This is a genomic window from Acinetobacter sp. BHS4, assembly GCF_018454425.1.
Classification (GTDB): domain Bacteria; phylum Pseudomonadota; class Gammaproteobacteria; order Pseudomonadales; family Moraxellaceae; genus Acinetobacter; species Acinetobacter pittii.
Window position 1 is genome coordinate 30113 of the sequence record NZ_CP075323.1, and the last position, 22138, is coordinate 52250.

The 22138-nt window shown below is 41.1% G+C and carries 18 protein-coding genes; 10 read left to right on the forward strand and 8 right to left on the reverse strand.

The features are described 5' to 3' along the window. The first annotated feature begins 116 nt into the window (after positions 1–116). The 3 genes from ilvD to KIP84_RS00140 all read left to right on the forward strand — a co-directional run bounded on the left by ilvD (position 117) and on the right by KIP84_RS00140 (position 4358). Entirely contained in the window at positions 117–1946 is a 1830-nt protein-coding gene (gene ilvD, locus KIP84_RS00130) for a dihydroxy-acid dehydratase (RefSeq protein WP_039766669.1), read from the forward strand. A gap of 313 nt (positions 1947–2259) precedes the next feature. Then, positions 2260–3549: a hypothetical protein gene (locus KIP84_RS00135; RefSeq protein WP_213689090.1), complete on the forward strand. Its 1290-nt coding sequence runs from the start codon at positions 2260–2262 to the stop codon at positions 3547–3549. 77 nt (positions 3550–3626) lie between these two features. Next, positions 3627–4358 (forward strand): sulfite exporter TauE/SafE family protein, encoded by a 732-nt coding sequence (locus KIP84_RS00140; RefSeq protein ID WP_213689091.1) that lies wholly within the window; start codon positions 3627–3629, stop codon positions 4356–4358. A gap of 9 nt (positions 4359–4367) precedes the next feature. On the opposite strand, the gene KIP84_RS00145 is transcribed toward KIP84_RS00140, so the two are convergent. From KIP84_RS00145 to KIP84_RS00160, 4 genes are all read right to left on the reverse strand, one after another. After that, a complete protein-coding gene (locus KIP84_RS00145; protein ID WP_213689092.1) occupies positions 4368–5258 on the reverse strand; it encodes a LysR family transcriptional regulator in 891 nt (296 codons plus the stop codon). 80 nt (positions 5259–5338) lie between these two features. Further along, on the reverse strand, positions 5339–6634 hold the full coding sequence (locus KIP84_RS00150; RefSeq protein WP_002119102.1) for a solute carrier family 23 protein: 1296 nt from the start codon (positions 6632–6634) through the stop codon (positions 5339–5341). A gap of 297 nt (positions 6635–6931) precedes the next feature. Then, positions 6932–9616: a phosphoenolpyruvate carboxylase gene (gene ppc, locus KIP84_RS00155; protein ID WP_174723018.1), complete on the reverse strand. Its 2685-nt coding sequence runs from the start codon at positions 9614–9616 to the stop codon at positions 6932–6934. Positions 9617–9787: 171 nt separating this feature from the next. After that, a complete protein-coding gene (locus KIP84_RS00160; RefSeq protein ID WP_199113269.1) occupies positions 9788–10411 on the reverse strand; it encodes a TetR/AcrR family transcriptional regulator in 624 nt (207 codons plus the stop codon). Between the two features lie 150 nt (positions 10412–10561). On the opposite strand from KIP84_RS00160, the gene KIP84_RS00165 reads away from it, so the two are divergent. From KIP84_RS00165 to dnaJ, 4 genes are all read left to right on the forward strand, one after another. Beyond that, a complete protein-coding gene (locus KIP84_RS00165) occupies positions 10562–11668 on the forward strand; it encodes an efflux RND transporter periplasmic adaptor subunit (protein WP_213689093.1) in 1107 nt (368 codons plus the stop codon). After that, the gene (locus KIP84_RS00170; protein WP_213689094.1) at positions 11665–14790 is read left to right on the forward strand and encodes an efflux RND transporter permease subunit; all 3126 of its coding nucleotides are present in this window, start codon (positions 11665–11667) and stop codon (positions 14788–14790) included. The genes KIP84_RS00165 and KIP84_RS00170 overlap by 4 nt, the downstream gene beginning before the upstream one ends. 139 nt (positions 14791–14929) lie before the next feature. Further along, a complete protein-coding gene (locus KIP84_RS00175; protein ID WP_213689095.1) occupies positions 14930–15307 on the forward strand; it encodes a hypothetical protein in 378 nt (125 codons plus the stop codon). Positions 15308–15410: 103 nt separating this feature from the next. Next, complete coding sequence (gene dnaJ / locus KIP84_RS00180; RefSeq protein ID WP_002119101.1) at positions 15411–16523, forward strand: molecular chaperone DnaJ; 1113 nt, start codon at positions 15411–15413, stop codon at positions 16521–16523. 114 nt (positions 16524–16637) lie between these two features. Here dnaJ and KIP84_RS00185 read toward each other — a convergent pair whose 3' ends face one another. Beyond that, a complete protein-coding gene (locus KIP84_RS00185; protein ID WP_213689096.1) occupies positions 16638–16991 on the reverse strand; it encodes a hypothetical protein in 354 nt (117 codons plus the stop codon). Positions 16992–17174: 183 nt separating this feature from the next. Here KIP84_RS00185 and dapB point away from each other — a divergent pair, with 183 nt between their 5' ends. Together dapB and KIP84_RS00195 are read left to right on the forward strand one after the other, a co-directional pair. Then, on the forward strand, positions 17175–17996 hold the full coding sequence (gene dapB, locus KIP84_RS00190) for a 4-hydroxy-tetrahydrodipicolinate reductase (protein WP_032007450.1): 822 nt from the start codon (positions 17175–17177) through the stop codon (positions 17994–17996). 50 nt (positions 17997–18046) lie between these two features. Then, complete coding sequence (locus KIP84_RS00195) at positions 18047–18700, forward strand: START domain-containing protein (protein WP_213689097.1); 654 nt, start codon at positions 18047–18049, stop codon at positions 18698–18700. A 40-nt stretch (positions 18701–18740) separates the two neighbouring features. On the opposite strand, the gene KIP84_RS00200 is transcribed toward KIP84_RS00195, so the two are convergent. Continuing rightward, entirely contained in the window at positions 18741–19931 is a 1191-nt protein-coding gene (locus KIP84_RS00200; RefSeq protein WP_057075425.1) for an MFS transporter, read from the reverse strand. 4 nt (positions 19932–19935) lie between these two features. Beyond that, positions 19936–20739: a 2,5-didehydrogluconate reductase DkgB gene (gene dkgB / locus KIP84_RS00205; RefSeq protein WP_213689098.1), complete on the reverse strand. Its 804-nt coding sequence runs from the start codon at positions 20737–20739 to the stop codon at positions 19936–19938. A gap of 120 nt (positions 20740–20859) precedes the next feature. On the opposite strand from dkgB, the gene KIP84_RS00210 reads away from it, so the two are divergent. Continuing rightward, positions 20860–21762: a LysR family transcriptional regulator gene (locus KIP84_RS00210; RefSeq protein WP_213689099.1), complete on the forward strand. Its 903-nt coding sequence runs from the start codon at positions 20860–20862 to the stop codon at positions 21760–21762. On the opposite strand, the gene KIP84_RS00215 is transcribed toward KIP84_RS00210, so the two are convergent. Then, positions 21746–22120: a hypothetical protein gene (locus KIP84_RS00215; protein ID WP_033849206.1), complete on the reverse strand. Its 375-nt coding sequence runs from the start codon at positions 22118–22120 to the stop codon at positions 21746–21748. The two genes, KIP84_RS00210 and KIP84_RS00215, sit on opposite strands and share 17 nt — an antisense overlap. Positions 22121–22138: the final 18 nt, after the last annotated feature.

Below are 22138 nucleotides of genomic sequence, written 5' to 3' on the forward strand. Positions count from 1 at the left end.
TGGAGAATGATCAAATTATGATGATGAGTCAATATTCCGACTGATCTAACGCTATATCAGTATCATTCGCCAGAGCGGGAAAAATTCCGCTCAAGCACAACTTGTTGGAAACACTAATGCCTGACTATCGTTCAAAAACATCGACACACGGAAGAAATATGGCTGGCGCACGTGGCTTATGGCGTGCAACAGGAATGAAAGATGAGGATTTCGGCAAACCGATTATTGCGGTGGTCAACTCATTTACTCAATTTGTGCCGGGCCATGTACATCTTAAAGATCTAGGGCAGCTTGTCGCAGCAGAAATTCAGGCAGCAGGTGGTGTTGCTAAAGAGTTCAATACGATCGCAGTAGATGACGGGATCGCAATGGGGCATGACGGCATGCTTTATTCTTTACCATCACGTGATTTGATTGCTGACTCAGTTGAATATATGGTGAATGCACACTGTGCAGATGCCATGGTGTGTATTTCAAACTGTGACAAGATTACTCCGGGAATGCTCATGGCTGCGATGCGTCTGAATATTCCTGTTGTTTTCGTGTCTGGCGGACCAATGGAAGCTGGTAAGGTTAAGTTCCGCGGTAATGAAAAAGCGATTGACCTTGTTGATGCAATGGTTGTTGCGGCTGATGAAAGTTATACAGACGAAGAAGTTGAAGAATTTGAACGTTCGGCATGTCCAACCTGTGGTTCATGTTCAGGTATGTTCACTGCAAACTCAATGAACTGTTTAACAGAAGCTTTAGGTTTATCTTTACCGGGTAATGGTTCGATTGTTGCGACGCATGCAAACCGTAAAAAATTATTCTTAAAAGCAGGCCAACTTATTGTTGAATTAGCTAAGCGCTATTATGAACAAGAAGATGCAAGCATTTTACCTCGTTCAATTGCAACCAAGGCTGCATTTAAAAATGCGATGACCCTTGATATTGCAATGGGTGGTTCAACCAATACCGTTCTGCATTTATTGGCTGCGGCAAGTGAAGCAGAAGTTGATTTTACAATGGATGATATTGACGAATTATCGCGTCGAGTTCCTGTACTGTCTAAAGTAGCGCCTGCAAAACAAGACGTTCATATGGAAGATGTTCATCGTGCTGGCGGTATCATGGCGATCTTAGGTGAACTTGATCGCGCGAATTTACTTGATGTATCTGTACCGACAGTGCACGAGAAAACTTTAAAAGATGCGTTGGATAAGTGGGATATTATTCGTACTGAAGATGCAGACGTTTATGAATTCTATCGTTCATCACCAGGTGGTGTTCCAACTCAAGTTGCATTCTCGCAAAATCGCTATTATTCAACATTAGATGGCGACCGAGAAAAAGGCGTTATCCGTAATGCAGAACATGCATTCTCTAAAGATGGTGGTTTAGCTGTTCTATACGGCAACATCGCGCTTGATGGTTGTATCGTGAAAACTGCAGGCGTTGATGAATCAATCTTGAAATTTACGGGCACAGCACGTGTATTTGAAAGCCAAGATGCAGCTGTAGATGCAATTTTGGGTCATGACATTAAAGCTGGTGATGTGGTTGTGATTCGTTATGAAGGTCCACGTGGTGGTCCAGGCATGCAAGAAATGCTGTACCCAACTAGCTATCTTAAATCGAAAGGTTTAGGAAAAGACTGTGCATTGGTAACAGATGGTCGTTTCTCTGGTGGTTCATCAGGTCTTTCGATTGGTCACGTTTCACCAGAAGCGGCTGAAGGCGGTGCAATTGGTTTGGTTGAAGATGGCGATACCATTGAAATCGATATTCCAAACCGTACCATTCACTTAAACGTTGATGACGCGACTATGGCGCATCGCCGTACAGTTCAAGAAGCAAAAGGCTGGCATCCGAAAGAAGAACGTAAACGTAAAGTATCAAAAGCGTTAAAAGTTTATGCAATGCATACAACAAGTGCAGCGAAAGGAGCTGTACGCGTTCTATAAAATATTCAATTTTAATAATTGATTAGGAATCATGCACCCTTTAACACGATGAATTGCTATCATGTTAAGGGTGCATTTTTCATGTCTGGTAAAAAAAATCAGCTTGTAGAAAAAGGTGTTTTTAGATCATTCTATGGGTTTGCCATAAAATGGTGATAAAATCTTCACCTACGTAGAAACTTGCTAAAAACATGACTTATTTTCTGCGTAAACTAAGGTAGTTATATTTCAATCTCGACTACTGTTTTACCTTGCACTATGATCAAAACAATCTTTGATCTCGCTTAGGATTTATTTTTTAGAGGCACCACTCATGTCACTGCTACGCCGTTGGTTTGACCCTATTCGATCGAGCTGGTTTTACCAAAAGCCTTCTCGTCAAGCGGTGTTACCCACGGAAAATGGTTTAAGTATTTATTTACGACTTGATGATGTGTATAGCTACTTAGCTGTTCAGCAATTGTCTCAGCTAGATGAAATTTTAAGTGATGAACTTAAGCCTTTAAAAATTATTATTTCGCATACAGCTTCTGAACCTCCAAACAGCATGTCGCATGATGAGTGGCAGAATTATTGTCTAAATGATGCCAAGATATTAGCCAAACAACATCGTTTCGGCTTTGATGAGTTTCCAGAAATCCCAAGCCCAGAATCTTTAAAACAAGCGGCAGTCATATTAAAAAGAACCCCATTACAAGGTCAGAATTTCTTCCATTTACTAGAAGATATTTTCCACATGCTTTGGCAGCAACAATATGGAAAGTTACGTACTTTACATGCCATGGCAGTTAAACATCAGCTTCCTCAACATTTTTCAGAACGCATTTTTACGGATGAGCCTGTACCTGCGGCATACTTTGAATTTGGTGGACGTAAATATCACGCAGTAGATGATTTACTACGTTTAACTCGTCGTCTGAAGCAGCAAAAGTTACTGACGGGCAATCCAATTTTTTTAATTAATCATATCGAATGGCGTGAACATTTGATTAATGATGCTGAGGCACTTACCGAGATTCAGACGCTTCATCCTGAGCTTGATATCTATATTGCTTTAGAAGATCCAATGAGTTGGCTGTTACTTGCCTATATCAAGGAAGAGCTGGCTGATTATTATGATATTCAACTAAAAGTTTACCCTTTAAGTTATCAAGGTCGAGACTGGTTTGACTGGAGTTTGGCAACACGTGTTTCTAAACGAACAGGTGTGGCCTTTACGCCATTTTGTCGTCCTACTGAGGAAAGCACATTAGAGATGGCAAAGCTTTTCTATAGTGTGCAAGAGAATCAGCAAATCGATACAATTTTTACAATATTGCAGGCAGTTTGGACGAAAGGAAAAGATTTATCTTTCTTAAAACATTTTCAACAGTTACAGCAGCAACTTGGGATTGAGCAGCTAACCGACCAAGATGTTCAATCTGTTTTGGTGCAAAATGATGCACTTTGCAAAGACAAGCATCAGCCTGATTTACCGGTTTTAGAGCTGCGTATTGATGGTCAGACCTACGTATTTAATAGCTTGTATCGTGTATGGATGATCGAAAGTATTTTTAGCAATGTATTAGAAGAGAAATATAAAACAGCCTCAACTTTTAATTGAGGCCTACTTCTAAAAACAAGAATAGGGCAATACCTGTTTTTTCCGTAGCATATCCTTTAAGGAATCGGAGATAAACAGTGACTTTTTTAGCAATTATTATAGTGGTCTTTGCCTTCGCTGGCATGATTAAAGGCATGATTGGTTTAGGATTGCCCGCAGTATCTATGGGCTTACTGACCATCGCAATGAGCCCTTTTCAGGCAGCTTCTCTTCTGATAGTTCCTTCAATGGTCACCAATGTCTGGCAACTTTTTGCTGAAGGACATGTCTGGGCTTTTATTCGCCGTTTCTGGACTTTGCTTGTGGGCATTGTTGTGGGCTCAATATGGAGCTTTCTACCCACTTTAAGTCAAAGTCATGGGCATAGTAGTGAGATTTTATTGGGCTGTATGTTGGCCTTATATGGACTCTATGGTCTGTGCGTGAAGAAACTTCCACACTTAGGGAAGTATGAACGTTGGCTATCACCGATTATTGGATATATCGGCGGGGCAGTGACTGTAGCAACTGGTGTCATTATTATTCCAATCGTTCCTTATTTGCAGTCTTTACATTTAAAGCGTGATGAGTTGGTTCAGGCTTTAGGACTAACGTTTACTGTCTCTACCATCTGTCTTGCAGTCTTTTTACACCACAACCCGATGTCGGGAATGGCATTGGATTATCGTTTATCTTTTGCTGCATTGTTGGCAGCGCTCGTTGGAATGTGGTTAGGTAAAAAAATCCGTTATCGGTTAAATGAGCAGTTATTTCGTCGTATCTTTTTTATAGGTTTGGTGTCATTAGGGCTTTATATGATTTTGCACTAAACCAAATTTTTAAGGGCGATGTTGCAATAAAAAATCGGCAAATTGCTTATAACTGTTAGGGAGCTGATTGAAATTTTGTGTAGCCAAAAGCAGTTTACGATTTGCCCAAGCACCTAGCAGTTGAATGGAATGAAAGTCATAGTCCGATTGCAAACGCTGTGCGGCACGAGCTGGCATAATCGCAATTCCGACACCTTTGGCGACTACCTCAGCAATCGCACCAAAATTAGGTAAGCGCAAACGGTACTGTATGTTAAAGCCTAATAGCTTAGCTTGAGTTTCGATGGACTGTTGCAACGAATGGTGGGGTTTAAGGCCAATAAAACCATAACTTAAAGCCTCTACCAAATTCAGCTGTTGGTGTTGAGCTAAATTATGAGTAGGAGGACAAATCAGAACTAATGGATCACTAGCAAATTCCTTAGTTTGCAAATGGCGGGTATCAAAAAAACTTGAGACCAGCCCAAGATTTGCAACTCCTTGCGTTAATGCCTCTACAATTTCTGAACTTTCTGCCTCATGTAAATCAATATTCATTTCGGGATGAAGCACCAAATATTGCGGTAATAACGGAGGCAAATATTCGCTTTGAGCAGAAGAGTTACACCAAAGTGTTAATGACTCTGATGTAGGTGACCTAAAACGCTGCATTTCTTGTTCGAGTTGATCTTTTTGAGCTAAAAGCTGACGAGCATGTTCTACAAATGCATGTCCAGCTGTGGTGAGCTCTACGCCTGTGGTTTGGCGAATAAATAAAGGGGTCTCAAAATACTGTTCAAGTTTTTTTATACGTTCACTCGCCGCCTGAAGTGAAATCGCAGAGCGGTCAGCGCCTTTGGTGAGGCTACCAGTCGAGACAATATGAAGAACCAGCTGTAAATCAAAAAAATCAAAACGCATGATAGGGAACGTATTGAAATGCAAAAATTCATCATACTAAATCGGAATGAAAAAAGGCAGCTTGCGCTGCCTTTTAGAATTTAGGTTTTATCTTTTAAACTAAACAGCCAGTTTAAAATAATAGCTGCAAACGTTGCTGTACCAATACCACCTAAATTGAAATTACCGAACAATAATTCAAAGTTTCCAGCACCCAAAATAATAGTTACTGAGGCCACAATCAGATTTTTATTGTTAGAAAAATCGACTTTGTTTTCGATCCAGATTTTGGCCCCAGCAATGGTAATTAAACCAAACACAACAATAGACGCGCCTGTTAAAACTGCGCTTGGGATCGTACTAATTACCGCGCCAAATTTTGGAGATAGACCTAAGAAAATTGCGAAGACACCAGCAATCACAAAAACAATCGTTGAGTACACGCGAGTGACTGCCATCACACCAATGTTTTCGCCGTAAGTGGTCATCCCTGGAGCGCCGACACTACCAGATAATGTTGTTGCCAAACCATCTGCAACAAATGCTTTACCTAATTGTGGAGTCAGGTTTTCACCAGTCATCGCGCCAACAGCTTTAATATGTCCTAGGTTTTCTGCTACTAAGATAAGTGCAACTGGTGCAATAATTAGCATAGCATTCGTATCAAAGGTAGGATGTGAAAAGCTTGGAATCCCAAACCATGCGGCTTGTGAGATCTGGCTAAAATCGATTGGTTTACCTAAACCTAGCCCATTGGTGGTGATAGCATAAATCACATATGCCAAGATCAAACCAATCAACAGAAGTAAACGTTGCAATAGGCCACGAGTAAAGACTGCAATACTGCCCATACAAAGTACAGTAATTAAGGCCATCCACATTTCAAATGGTTGGCCTGCAACACCTTTAATCGTAACAGGTGCAAGGTTTAGACCAATAATCATTACAATCGCGCCAGTCACGACAGGCGGCATGAGTTTTTCAATCCAGCGTGTACCCGTAAGCATCACGATAAAACCGATAATGGCATAAAAAACGCCACATGCTACGATTCCACCTAAAGCCATAGATAGATTTGGATTGGCACCTGAACCTGTAATATGCCCAGTTGCAGCTGCAACCACCCCAATAAAGGCAAAACTTGATCCTAAATAACTTGGAACACGACCACCTGTAATTAAAAAGAACAAGATGGTACAGATGCCAGACATTAAAATAGCAAGGTTAGGATTAAAACCCATGAGTAAAGGTGCTAAAACAGTCGCTCCAAACATGGCAAATGCATGTTGAATACCCAAAACAGCACTTTGTACGGGTGGGAGATATTCATTGGTAGAGACTGGCCGATGGTCAATATCACCTTGGTAAGGCTGCCATTTTGGAAACCAATTGGACATAAAATAAGCTCATTATTCTTTAATTGCTGCCATGATACTCTTTCTTGGGAATGCATTTAATCTCTACAGAGAAGTATGTGAGTGAAAAGTAATTATTTTTTAACGATTGGTATAATTTTAAAAAAACTAAATGTGCGTATTTAGTTATTTTTTTCTCATAAATATTAATTTTATGATTTTTAAAAAATATTCAAAAAAATAGAAAATCGGGGAAAATTTAAGAAAAATAGAGAATTTTGCAAGTAAAAAGCAGCACATCAAGATGCACTGCTTTATAAAACAATTGGTAAAATCAGCTTAACCTGTATTACGTAAACCAGCCGCAATACCTGCAATACTCACCATAAGTGCATGGTCAACAGGGGTGTGTTCTGCCTGACGCTCAGCAAGATAATCACGACGACGCTTCATGAGTTCAGCCTGTAAAAGATGCAAAGGAAGTAAGTATGGTTTACGAACCTGCATGGATTGATCAAGAACATCATTATTACTCAGAAGCTTTGATTCATCTTTTAAGGTTAATAAAGTTTGTACAGCATCTTTTAGGCGTTGGCGTAATTGGTTGCCGAGCACTTTTAAATCTTCATCTTCAGTCAGATGAGACTCGTAATAGAGTGCAATATTGGCATCGGCTTTAGACAATACCATTTCCAGCATATCAATCAGCGTCTGGAAATAAGGCCATTGCTGGAGCATTTCATCAAGTGTTGCTTTTTGCTGATCGGCAATCACTTCATTAATTGCTGCACCAGTACCTAACCATGCAGGCAACATCAAACGAATTTGTGTCCAAGCGAATACCCATGGAATCGCACGTAAAGACTCAATACCGCCACTCACTTTACGTTTTGCTGGACGTGAGCCTAATGGCAACATTTGTAATTCAAGCTCAGGAGTGACGGTCCGTAAATACTTCACAAAGTGTGGGTTTTCACGAACTGTTTGGCGGTAAACCTTAACAGAATGATCAGTCATACGGTTCATAATTTCACGCCACTCAGCCTTAGGCTCTGGTGGTGGTAATAATGTCGCTTCAAGCGTTGCTGCGGTATAGATTTCAAGGTTTTGCATGGCAATACCTTCTAGACCGAATTTGAAACGGATCATTTCACCTTGTTCTGTGACTCGAATTGCACCAGAGATCGAACCCGGCGGCTGTGAAAATAGTGCCTGTTGGGTTGGTGCGCCACCACGGCTAATTGATCCACCGCGTCCGTGGAATAGTGTCAACTGTACGCCGTGTTTTTGAGCAATTGCTGTTAGCTCTTCTTGAGCACGATATTGCGCCCAGTTGGCAGACATGAAACCGGCATCTTTTGCTGAGTCGGAGTAACCGATCATGACTTCGTGTTTACCTTGAATGTGCTGTTTATACCAATGCATATTGAACAGCGTATTCATGGTAGTTGCAGCGCCATCTAAATCTTTTAAAGTTTCAAATAGAGGAACTACACGTAAAGGATGCTGAATACCTGCTTCTTTTTGCAATAACAACACAGCTAAAACATCACTTGGATATTCAGCCATCGAAATAATATATGCCCCTAAAGATTCAGGCGGTTGGTCTGCCAAAGTACGCATGGTTGCAAATACTTCTTGAACGTCTGGATGACCAATCAAACTGCCTTCAGGCTCATTAATATATTTCGGTAAAAGCGGGCGTTTACTTTGTAATTCTTGAATGAGGAAGTTTTGGCGTGCTTGCTCAGTCCATGATTCAAAATTACCTAAACCTAAATATTCAGTAATTGCTGAAATGGCTTGGCGATGACGGCCTGATTCTTGGCGAATGTCGAGTTTAAGTAATTCAATACCAAAACAGTTCACACGGTAGATAAAGTCGAGCAGTTGACCATTCGCAATTTCAGGTAGGTTACTGTCGATTAAAGAGCGATAGCATAGCAATAATGGTTGTAAAAGCTCATCTTTACTTTTAATGACATTGCTGTCGTCTGCTTCTAAGCCTTGTAGGCGCTGCGCTAACCAGTGTCGAGTTGCTTTTAAACGTTCTCGTGTAGCACGTAAATATTCGCGATAAGGTTCTGCATGTTGGCTACCAATTGCCTGAATCATTTCTTCGGAACAAGTCTGGATTGAAAGTTCCCAACGTAAGTTTTCGATATCTCTTAAATAGAGATCGGCAGCTTGCCAGCGTGATAACCACAGCACTTCTTGGGTAATTTGATGGGTAACATTTGGGTTGCCATCACGGTCTCCGCCCATCCAAGATGCGAAACGTACTGGTGCAATATTAAGTGGTAAATTGAGTTGGCAGTTTTCTTGAACTAATTCATTTAACTCGCGAATGAATTTAGGTACAGCATTCCAAAGTGTTTGCTCAATTGTGGCAAATCCCCATTTTGCTTCATCGACTGGAGTTGGGCGATGCTGTCTGATTTCATCTGTTTGCCAAGCCGAACTAATTTGTTGCTTTAAATTCGCAAGTGCATTTTGGCGTTCGCGTGGGGTAAGTTTTTGCTGATCAAGCTGCGAGAGACATGCGTTAATATCATCATATTTCTGAATCAGGGTACGACGACTCACTTCAGTTGGGTGCGCCGTAAGTACTAACTCAATTTTAAGATCGCAAATTTGCTGGAATAGTTTTTCTGTTGAAATACTTTTATCTTTAAATTTTTGAAATAAGTGAACCAGCGGATTCGGAGAGTTTGCATCCGAATCAAACTCTGCCTGTCTGCGGCTACGGACCACATGATATTGCTCGGCAATATTGGCAAAATTGAGGAAGTGAGAAAAAGCGCGGGTGAGAGGAAGTAACTCTTCATCGGGCAGTTCTAAAAATAATTGTTCTAGTTGCTTTTCGGCTTCAGCTTGACCATCACGTGCACCTTTGGCAAGAGCACGGATTTGCTCGATCTGATTAAACAGTTCTTGTCCTGCATGTTGTTTTAGGGTTTCACCTAACAAGTTGCCAAGTAAGCGGACATCCTCACGCAGTGGCGCATCGATTTGCTGAACCATGCTATTTTTCTCCTGTTCTTATTCTTATCGAATATAGCGCGATTAGCGAACATTCCAAGCTTTGAGCGTAAGAAAATGTGAATTTTTGCTTAAAAAATAACATTTAATTCGCATGTTGAGGCTGAAAAGATGACATGCACTCAGCACAACTTTTGACAATCGGACTTTGGTTTAATTCCGATATTTGAGCAAGAATAAATGAATTGCATCTTGAATAATTTGTTCAAGCTCGTGCGCATTGGGTACAGCAATAATCCTAAGTAAAACCTTCTGGTGACGTACACCAAGCAATAAGGACAAAAGAAGTTCGGTTTGATAGGTTGGGTCATCGGTTTGAATAAAACCTAATTGAGCTGCTTTTTGCAAAAACTCGGTTAACTGATTTTGCAGCCGAGTATGAGATGCATCAAAAAACTGTAGAGCGAGTGGACTTTGTTCTGCTGCAAGTTCAAATAAAACATGTTCAAGTTTAAGCGCCTCAGGTGAGTAAATAATTTGCAAGGCGCGTGAACACACAATAAAGAGTGCTTGATAAAAATCTGCCGATGCATCTAATTCGAATTGTTTAGTACACAGTGTCTCTTCACAGGTTTCTGTAATCGCACAGATAAATAAGTTGGCTTTGTCTTGAAAGTGATTATAGACCGTCAGTTTAGTTACACCTGCTTCCTGTGCAATCTGGTTCATGCTGGTACCGTGATAGCCAGATTTCAAAAATATAGCTTTAGCGGCTTGTAAGATACGAGCACGTTTTTCTAGATCTTTTGGGCGACCACTTTGATTAACTGTTTGCACAAAACCCTCTAAATAATAATTTTAAAAAATAAACACTTATACATTTTTCTTTAATTAATGTACCCATGAGTATATTAATTAAAAAATAAACGAACTATGATGCAAGCATATTGTGCCTTAAAAAATCAGTTTGAATAAGAGCGATAAGATATGAATGTGTTAAAACCTCTCATCATGAGTATGGTGATTGTTTGTATGGTCACATTAATGGGGTGTAGTAAAGAAACTCCCAAAACAGAAGAAATACCCTATGTGATGGTGGCACAGCCCTTAACCACACTCAATGAACAAAAAAGCTATGCAGGGGATGTGCAGGCTAGACAACAAACGGCTTTGGCATTTCGGGTTGGTGGACAAGTTACGGCGCGCTATGTGGATGTAGGCGACCGAGTTAAAGTTGGACAAGTATTAGCAAAACTCGATGTGGCAGATGCTCAGTTACAATTAAATGCTGCTAAAGCCCAACTGGATAATGCACAGGCTTCAGCAAAAACAGCAGCAGATGAACTTAAACGTTTTCAACAATTACTCCCTATTAATGCAGTGAGCCGTTCGCAATTCGATACGGTAAAAAATCAATATGACGCGGCACAGGCAGCACTACAACAAGCTCGTTCTAACTATGAGGTTTCTGCTAACCAGACAGGTTATAACCAACTCGTTTCTAACAAAAACGGGGTGATTACTGCGCGAAATATAGAAATTGGACAAGTGGTTGCAGCAGGACAAGCTGCTTATCAACTTGCAATTGATGGAGAGCGTGAAGTTGTTATTGGTGTTCCTGAACAAGCAGTTACCGAGATTAAAGTTGGTCAAGGCGCTTGGATCACCTTGTGGTCTAAACCGAATGAAAGGTTTGCCGGATATGTACGTGAAGTTTCTCCGGCAGCGGATCAGTCTCGTACTTTTACAGTCAAGGTAGCACTTAAAGAAGGTCAATCTGTTATTCAGCTTGGACAAAGTGCACGCGTATTTTTTACCTCAGCTCAAACCAATGTGATGAGTGTGCCACTTTCGAGTGTCTCAGCAACAGATAATCAACCTTATGTGTGGGTGGTTAATGCCAACCAGACATTGCGTAAAGTACCTGTAACGATTGGTGCATATGGAAAAGACAGCGTACCGGTGTTATCAGGCTTGGCTCCAAATGATTGGGTTGTGATTGGCGGCGTACATTTGCTACGTGATAAACAGAAGATTCATCCGATTGATCGTGAAAACCGTGCGGTGAAAATTCAGGGAGCAACCCAGCCATGAAATTCAATCTCTCGGAATGGGCATTAAATAATAAAGGTATCGTCCTTTATTTTATGCTGTTACTTGGCATTATCGGTGCGATCTCTTATTCAAAACTCTCACAAAGTGAAGATCCACCATTTACCTTTAAAGTCATGGTCGTACAAACCTATTGGCCTGGAGCAACAGCGAAAGAAGTTTCAACGCTGGTGACTGATCGTATCGAAAAGGAACTCATGACAACAGGGCAGTATGACAAGATCATGGCTTACTCCCGCCCGGGTGAGTCGATGGTTACGTTTGTTGCCAAGGACTCACTGACATCGGCACAGATCCCTGACGTTTGGTATAACGTCCGTAAGAAGGTGAATGATATTCGCCATGAACTACCAAACGGTGTACAAGGCCCATTTTTTAACGATGAATTTGGGGACACTTTCGGTAATATTTATGTACTGACAGGCAAAGACTTTGATTATGCACTTTTGAAAGAATATGCAGATCGTTTGCAATTACAGCTTCAACGAGTCAAAGATGTCAGTAAGGTCGAATTAATTGGTCTACAAGATCAGAAAATCTGGGTTGAGATTTCTAACACTAAAGCGGTACAGCTCGGAATTCCAGTTACAGCGATTCAAGAAGCCCTACAAAAGCAAAATAGTATGGCAAGTGCGGGCTTTTTTGAAACGGGTACAGACCGTATTCAAATTAGAGTAAGTGGTCATCTGCAAAATATTGATGAAATTAAAAAAACACCTTTATTGGTCGGTGATAAAACAATTCAGCTTGGTGACGTCGCTGATGTCTATCGTGGTTTTAGTCAGCCTGCTCAACCACGTATGCGTTTCATGGGTGAAAATGGTATTGGCATTGCTGTTTCGATGCGTAAAGGTGGTGACATTATTGCCCTTGGTAAAAATCTAGAAACAGAATTTGCCCAATTACAAAAGACCTTGCCACTCGGCATGAAATTGCAAAAAGTTTCTGACCAACCTGTAGCAGTACAACGCAGTATTCATGAGTTTGTGAAGGTACTCGCTGAAGCAGTCATTATTGTATTGTTAGTGAGTTTTTTCTCTTTAGGCTTCCGTACGGGATTGGTGGTCGCTTTTTCTATTCCTTTAGTTTTAGCAATGACCTTTGCCGGTATGAGTTTATTCGATGTCGGACTGCATAAGATTTCACTTGGTGCTTTGATCTTGGCGTTAGGTCTGTTAGTCGATGACGCGATTATCGCCGTTGAGATGATGGCCATTAAGATGGAGCAGGGCTATAGCCGGATTAAAGCCGCCGGATTTGCGTGGAAAACTACCGCATTTCCAATGTTAACCGGAACGCTCATCACTGCGGCAGGTTTTTTACCGATTGCTACTGCTCAGTCTAGTACAGGTGAATACACGCGTTCTATCTTTCAGGTCGTGACCATTGCTTTATTAGTATCTTGGATTGCAGCAGTTCTATTCGTACCTTATTTAGGTGAAAAGCTATTACCAGATTTTACTAAGTTAGGACATCAGGCCCCTTGGTATGTCCGCTTATGGGCAAGATTAACGAAAAAACCACAACCGCAAACTGTGGCAATTTCACAGGACCATCATTACGATCCTTATCAATCTAGTTTCTATTTACGCTTTAGAAAGATGGTCGAGTTTTGTGTGACCTACCGTAAAACCGTAATAGCAACGACGGTGGGGATTTTCGTGCTATCTGTACTCATGTTTAAGATGGTACCTCAGCAGTTTTTCCCACCTTCAAACCGTGCCGAAATTTTAGTCGATTTAAAACTTGAAGAAGGCGCTTCTTTAACAGCAACAGAACAAGCTGTGAAAAAGGTTGAGAACTTCCTGTCTAAACAAAAGGGTATTGATAACTATGTGGCCTATGTAGGGACAGGTTCACCACGTTTTTATTTACCTTTAGACCAGCAATTGCCGCAAGCCAGCTTTGCTCAGTTTGTTGTACTCGCATCATCACTTGATGATCGTGATGACATTCGACGCTCGTTAGAAACACAAATTAAGCAATTACTTCCGCAAGTCCGTACTCGCGTATCATTACTGGAAAATGGCCCCCCTGTTGGTTACCCATTGCAATATCGTGTGTCAGGTGAAGATTTAAATCTGGTACGTAAAGAAGCACAGCAGGTCGCTAAAGTAATAAGTGAAAACCCGAATACCACCAATGTGCATTTAGACTGGGGCGAACCAAGTAAAATTATTTCTATTCAAATTGATCAAGACCGTGCTCGACAAATGGGTGTCTCTAGTCTGGATTTAGCGAACTTCATTAATGCATCAATTACAGGTAGTGCGATTGAGCAATATCGTGAAAAACGTGAACTGATTGAAATTCGTTTACGCGGGGACCAAGCAGAGCGCGTTGAAGTGGCTTCATTGGCAAGCTTAGCTGTGCCAACGAACAATGGAACCACTGTACCTTTAGCTCAAATCGCGAAAATTGAGTATAAGTTTGAAGATGGTCTGATCTGGCATCGTAACCGCTTACCGACGATTACTGTTCGCGCAGATATCCGAACTCAACTACAGCCAGCTACAGTAGTTGGTGAGTTAGCTGAATCAATGGATAAGTTACGTGCTGAATTGCCAAGTGGCTATCTCATTGAAGTGGGTGGAACCGTAGAAGAGTCTGCACGTGGGCAAAATTCTGTGAATGCGGGTATGCCACTCTTTTTGGCAGTGGTCATGACATTACTGATGATTCAGCTCAAAAGCTTGTCTCGCTCGACGATTGTGCTGTTAACAGTTCCACTGGGGTTAATTGGCGTTGTTTTATTCTTACTGTTATTTAACAAACCATTTGGCTTTGTGGCCATGTTAGGCACAATTGCACTCTCTGGCATGATCATGCGTAACTCGCTTATTTTGATTGATCAAATTGAGCAGGACCGACAAGCGGGACATCCAGCTTGGGAGGCAATTATTGAGGCGACAGTGCGTCGATTTCGTCCAATTATTTTGACTGCTTTAGCCGCTGTTCTGGCCATGATTCCACTTTCTCGAAGTATTTTCTTTGGTCCGATGGCAGTTGCGATCATGGGCGGATTGATTGTTGCCACCTTACTGACATTATTTTTCCTACCTGCACTCTACGCAGCGTGGTTTAAGGTGAAAAAAACCGCATAAAATACATAAATTTTTTGTGAATAAAGGTGCGAAATATTGAAAACTCCAATATAGTAGCACCTGTCTTTACACAAAAAATACAGGATTATTTCGCTGCATAAAAAATAGGCAAAATGCAGTGAATTGAGGTGAAATACAGATGGGGCAAGACCATATCGAACAGCATCGCCGTTATATAGTAATTTCTTATGCGTTCATGTTTCTTGCATTGTTTACGGTTATTTTTGCGGCCTTTGCTTATTTGATCGCTCGTAAAGTGGCAGTTGTAGATAATGCAGAAGTTTGGATTCATGCGCATGCGCTATGGATTATGCGCAACGGGATTCTATTTCTATTTATGGCAATTTTTGCTGTTGTCTGGTTCATTCCGCTCTTCTTCTTTGCATGGGATAGTAATCTTTGGGTCACAGCCTCTACGGTTGCTGGCGTAGTTTTTAGCGCTATTGCGTGGTTATTTCTATTAAATGCATGGTTAAAAGGCTTGTCTAAATATTTAAAAAATAAGGCAGTTTTTTAATATATCTATTTTTTAAACATTTTCCCCTTGTAAATCCGGCTAAAGCCCCCCATTTAGTCGGCAATAGAGTATTGATAAAATTCCGTGAGGAGCACCGCCAAAAATGGCTAAACGTGATTATTATGAGGTTTTAGGCGTTTCAAAAACCGCAAGTGATGATGAGATCAAAAAAGCCTACCGTAAATTGGCGATGAAATATCATCCTGATAGAAACCCTGACAATGCCGAAGCTGAAGAGAAATTTAAAGAAGCTGCTGAAGCTTATGAAGTTTTATCGGACAGCGAAAAGCGTAGCATGTACGATCGCATGGGTCATAATGCGTTCGAAGGTGGCTTTGGCGGGGGCGGTGGTGGCTTCGGCGGATTTAGTGCAGAAGATATTTTTAGCCAGTTCGGTGATATCTTCGGTGGCGCATTCGGTGGTGGTGGACGTCAACAGCGTCAACGTCGCGGATCAGATTTACGCTATGTAATGGAACTTACCCTTGAAGAAGCTGTAAAAGGGGTGAAAAAAACCATTACCTTTACTGCTCCTGCACCATGTGATGTGTGTGATGGTAAAGGCTCTAAAAATCCAAAAGATGTTGAAACCTGTAAAACTTGTCATGGTTCAGGACAAGTTCGTATGCAGCAAGGTTTCTTCTCTGTACAACAAACATGTGGTACATGTCGTGGCCAAGGTAAAATTATTAAAAATCCTTGTCAGGCATGTCATGGTTCAGGTGTTGCCGATCGCCAGCAAACGTTGGAAGTTACCATTCCAGCGGGTGTAGATAATGGTGACCGCGTTCGTTTGAGTGGTAAAGGCGAAGCAATTCGTGATGGCCAATCAGGTGACTTGTACGTTGAAGTCGTCGTTCGTGAACACGAAATTTTCCAACGTGATGGCGCAGATCTTTATATGGACGTACCAGTGAGCATTGCTGATGCTGCACTTGGTAAAGAAATTGAAATCCCAACTTTGGAAGGTCGTGTTAGCTTGAAGATTCCTGAGGGAACTCAAACAGGTAAATTATTCCGTTTACGTGGCAAAGGCGTTCGTCCAGTACGTAGCAGCATGGTGGGTGATTTACTCTGCCGTATTGTGGTAGAAACACCAGTCAACTTAAATTCTCGTCAACGTGAATTACTTAAAGAGTTGCAAGCTTCTTTTGATGGCGAAGACAGTGCTTCTTCACCGAAGAAAAAATCATTCTTTGATCGTTTGTTCGATTAATACTTGATTAGATAAGAAATTAAAAAGAAGGCGGATATTGATAAAATATCCACCTTTTTATTGCGCTGATTCATCTTATTATTTTTATTCTGCTTAAAAGAAAATTACGTCTGCTTACTCTGTAGGATGAGCAACATCAATATCGTCAACACTTACAGTCGGTTCGCTAGAAGCAAGAGTAGGAGCATTTTCGATCACTGGTGCGGCTACTGCTTGTGGCTGTACAGCTGCTTTAGGTGTTTCTGCTGTAGTTTCGCCAATAATCGGGTCAATATCTTCAACTTTAACGTCAGCATTCGCATTGCTTGTTTGAGCTGTAGACGTTGGTGTTTGGGTATTTACGTTTGTTGTAATACGCGCTTTAGATAAGCTTTCTAATGTGTCTCCTGGCTGGATTGCAGGCTCTGCAAATGCCATTGAACTCATAATCCCCATCATTACTGTAAAACTAATAATTCTCGAATGCATGCTGAACTCCTTATAGTCATCTTTTTCTCATTCGTGGCTCCGTAGTCTGCCGATCAATTCTTTAACTTTTGTGAAAACAGATTAAATTTCGTCCTAACTCAAAAAATAATTTTTACTTTTTAAGATGAGCAAAGAGTTTTGATATAGTAGGTAAATTACGTAAAACCGAAGATTGGGAAGATTATGTCAGCAGCTCCACGCATTGGTATTTTAGGTGCAGGCGGTCGTATGGGCCGTACGCTTATTCAAGCAGTTCAACAGGCAGGCTATCAATTAGCTGCTGCGGTAGAGCGTCCGGAAAGTAGTTTGGTGGGCACTGATGCAGGTGAGCTTGCTGGTATTGGTTCAGTGGGTGTGAAGGTTTCAGGAAACTTGGCAGAAGTTCTTAAAGACTGCGATGTAATCATTGATTTTACTGCACCAGTTGCAACTGCTCAGCATTTAAAGCTTTGCCGTGACGCTGGGGTTGCCATGGTTATTGGTACAACAGGTATGTCAGATGAGCAAAAAGCTGAGTTAGATGAAGTTGCTACGCATACACCTGTGGTTTACGCTGCGAACTATTCAGTGGGCGTAAATGTATCAATCAAGTTACTTGAGCTTGCAGCAAAAGTATTTGGCGATACAGTAGATATTGAAGTGATTGAAGCGCATCACCGTCATAAAGTAGATGCGCCATCAGGTACAGCGCTCATGATGGGTGAAGCGATTGCAGATACTTTAGGTCGTAACTTAAAAGAAGTTGCTGTGTACGGCCGTGAAGGGCATACAGGCCCGCGTGACCGTCAAACGATTGGTTTTGAAACTATTCGTGGTGGTGACATCGTTGGCGAACACACTGTCATGTTTATTGGCGAAGGTGAGCGTGTTGAAGTGACTCATAAAGCCACTAACCGTATGAACTTTGCTGCTGGTGCAGTACGAGCTGCTGCATGGGTTGTGGGCCGTGAAGCGCGTAAATATGATATGAAAGATGTTTTAGGATTGAACGACGTACAGGTATAAAACCCTGTCCGTATTCCATGTGTAGCGAGAAAAACAAGATAGAGCAGAACATGAAAAAAAAACAAATTGCCTTGACCACTCTTCTTTGCTTAAGCAGCCTCTGGACGGGGGCTGCTTCTACAGAAAAAGCTAAACTCAGCTTAGACCGCAATAATATTAAAGTCTGGACCTATCAAAAAACTGATAATCCAGTCTTTCAATATAAGGCTGAAACGACATTTGATGTGCCACTTGAACGCGCTGTCGCTGTGATTTTAGATGTAAATCGTGCTGACCAGTGGGTGCCTTATATGGGCAAAGTTGAAATGTTGTCTCAAGATGAGAAAAAAGGTGAGTTCACACTGTACATGGTGTTGGATTTTCCGTTTCCTTTGAAAGATCGCGATGTGGTTGTAAAAGGAAAAATGAGCAAGGCTGCAAATGGCGTTGTGACAATTAAAAATACTGCAATTAGTGGAAATTATCCGATACAACCTGATGTAGTGCGCTTAACACGCTATGAAGGGGATTGGACCTTCCAGAAAGTTGCAAATAATAAGGTGAAAGTAACCACCAGTGGTTACGCTGATCCTGCTGGTGCAATTCCGTTGAGCTTTGTAAATATGTTTGTTCAACAGCAACCTTACCAGATGCTGCTTAAAATGAAGCGGGAAGTGACCAGTCCAATTTATGAACACCCTAAATTACCAGATATTTTAAAATAAATACCTTAAAAAAAGCGCCTGAGATCAGGCGCTTTTTTTATTAATCTGAACACTGCTGTAAAGCTTGTGCAGGGCTACTTTCACGTTTGATTTGAAATAAAACCAATAACAAACCTAAGCCAGCTAGTAATGCTCCAGCAAATGATACTGCGCTATAACCCCAACCTAAATCGAGTACTAATGCACCTGCTGCTGCTCCTACTGCGTTACCTAAGTTAAACGCACCAATATTTACTGAAGAGGCAAGTCCTGGTGCTTCATGAGCGACTGACATTACACGCATTTGCAAAGGTGGTACTAAAGCAAAGGTTGCTGCACCCCAGATCACTAAAGCAATTGCTGCTCCAATCTGGCTTTGCGCAAGAATTGGGAAAGTCACCATCATCACAATCAACAGAACCAAGAAGCCAATCAAAGTTTTGTTAATGGACAAATCTGCAAAACGTCCGCCTAAATGGTTACCAATTGAGAAACCGACACCAATCAACACCAACATGAACGTAATGAAGGTCGGTGAAGCATGGGTAAACTCAGTCAAACTTGGCGCAATATAGGTATAGAGCGTAAACATTGCACCTGCACCGAGTACGGTGGTGAGTAGCGCAAGGACCACAGGAGTACGCGTTAATACCTTCAATTCAGCTTTCACATTTGGTTTTTGGGCAACCATACCTTGTGGGAGCGCTTTCCATAAAGCGAGCATGGTAATCACACCAAGCAAAGAAATCGCAAGGAAAGACATACGCCAGCCAATGTTTTGCCCAACCCAAGTTGCTAACGGTACACCACCGATATTAGCAATGGTTAAGCCCATAAACATAGTTGCTACAGCACTGGCCTGTTTATGTGCGGGTACAATGCTTGCCGCTACAACAGAGCCAATCCCGAAGAAAGCACCATGGTTTAAGCTTGTAATGAGACGAGCACCTAATAAGCTCATATAGCTTGGTGAAAATGCTGCGATTAGGTTACCTATCGTAAAGATCGCCATCAGCAAAATAAGCGCATTACGTCGTGCAAAACCACCAAACCATAGGGTCATGAATGGGGCACCTAGCATGACACCAAGTGCATAACCTGTAATTAACATACCTGCCGTTGGAATTGAAATCCCTAAATCATTAGCGATATTCGGAAGCAATCCCATTGGAGAGAATTCCGTGGTGCCAATGGCAAAGGCACCTATTGCCAATGCCAATAACGAGAACGCCGTATTTGATTGAGTGTTCATGAGTTTAGTCCCAAACTGGTGCCCATGGTTCTGGGCTAACTTCACGACTGTTACGATCAAGTTCGGCAATCATTTGCATTTCAGCTGAAGTTAACTCGATATCCTGTGCTTTGAAGTTGCTAATCAGGTTTTCAGGTTTAGTTGAAGATGGAATGACTGCAAAACCACGTTGCAATGCCCACGCTAGTGCAATTTGCGCTGTCGTTGCTTTATGTGCTGCTGCAATTTCAGCGAGAACTGGGTCTTGAAGCACTTTGCCGTACGCAAGAGTCATATATGAAGTCACATCAATATTCTTCTCTTGTAAGAAATTCACAAGCTTATGGTTTTGAAGATAAGGGCTTAACTCAATCTGGTTTGTTGCAATATGCTCTACACCAATTGTGTCAATTGCTTGTTGGGTAAGCTCAATATTGAAGTTTGAAATACCAATTTGTTTAGTTAAGCCCTGTTGTTTCGCTTCAAGTAAAAGCTGCATAACTTCAGGAATCGAAACGCCTAAATCTGGCGCCGGCCAATGGATCAAAGTGAGGTCAACATGGTCAGTACGAAGCTTTTGTAAGCTCTCTTTTAAGCTCGGAATAAACTTATCTTGAGCAAAATTATCTACCCAGATTTTTGTGGTTAAAAATAAGTCCTGACGTGATACACCGCTTTCGGCAATTGCTTGACCAATCGCAGCTTCATTATCATAAATTTGAGCAGTATCAATGACACGGTAACCTACGTCTAAAGCAGTTTTAACAGAATCAATAACTGCTTGTTCTTTAAGACGGAAAGTTCCTAGACCAAAACGTGGGATATTCATGTGTTTACCTAAATTTGAATAATCATTTAACTTGATGTGCATTTTGCTTTTTTTATTGTTGCGAAAAAATAGATGAATAAGCAAAATATCTTTGATCATTAGTCAATAATGGAATAAGACATGAAATCAACAATTGAAGAGCTGGTCGCGTTTATCGCAATCGTTGATACGGGCTCTTTTGTTGCGGCGGCAGAATATTTAAAACAAACGCCTTCAGGAGTCAGTCGATCTTTAACGCGCCTAGAAGCGAAGTTAGATGTGACCTTATTAGAACGAACGACACGTAAATTAAAACTCACTCAAGAAGGGCAGCAGTTTTTGGTAAAGGCCCGTAAAATCTTAAATGAGCTAAATGCTGCCGAAGAAGAACTACAAAAATCTGATCAGGGTACTGCGGGACTTATTCGCATTGATTCAGCAACGCCGTTTGTCTTACACGTAATTGCGCCATTAATGCATAAGTTTCGTGAGTGCTATCCAAATATTGAAATTGAATTAAATAGTAATGATCAGGTGATTGACCTGCTACAACATAAAACCGATGTTGCATTCCGATTCGGAGAACTTAATGATTCAAGTCTTCATGCCAAATTAGTATGTAAAAGTCGCTTATTTATCGTTGCAAGCCCTGAGTATTTAGCAATTAAGGGTACACCGACACAACCTGAACAGCTTGAACAACATGATTTGATTGGTTTTACCAGGCCTGCATATATCAATAGTTGGCCGATTAAAGTTGGTGATGAATATTTTTTTGCACAATCAAAAATTAAAGCATCAAGTGGCGAGACGGTACGTCAGTTGACGATTAGAGGACATGGTATTGCACGACTATCTGAATTTGAAATTTGGAAAGATATTGAAGAAGGGCGATTGATTGCTTTATTTGAAGACCAAATTGAACATCAATACCAAAGCATCCATGCTGTGTATTATCAACAAGAGCATCTACCAAAACGAATTCGTTTATTTATTGAGTTTTTGGCAGAACAGTTAAAAGACGGTTTTAAAAACGCTCTCTAAAAGTAGTGTAACTGTCAGTTGGAAAATGAACTTCTAAAAGTGGGGTCGTTTGTCCTTGTGATGAATGTTGAGACAGAAAATAGCTTTTTTGATGTTCTCGGCAGCTAAAATACAAAGTTGAATAAACCGAGTTCACCATTACAACTTCATTTGAGCTATTCCTTTTATATTGATAATGAGAAATCGTACTGGTCTTTTCATCAGTGCGTTGCTCCATTTTATAGTCTTGTTGATTTGTCATTTTTAAATAACCTTCTATGAGGCTTTGGCAAACAGTATGTCTGTACTGCTCATCTTTTGGTTGTTGTTGGCAACCAGCTAAAACAATAGTAAATAACAATATAGCTTTTAATTTCATGACTTTGCTACTTTCTGA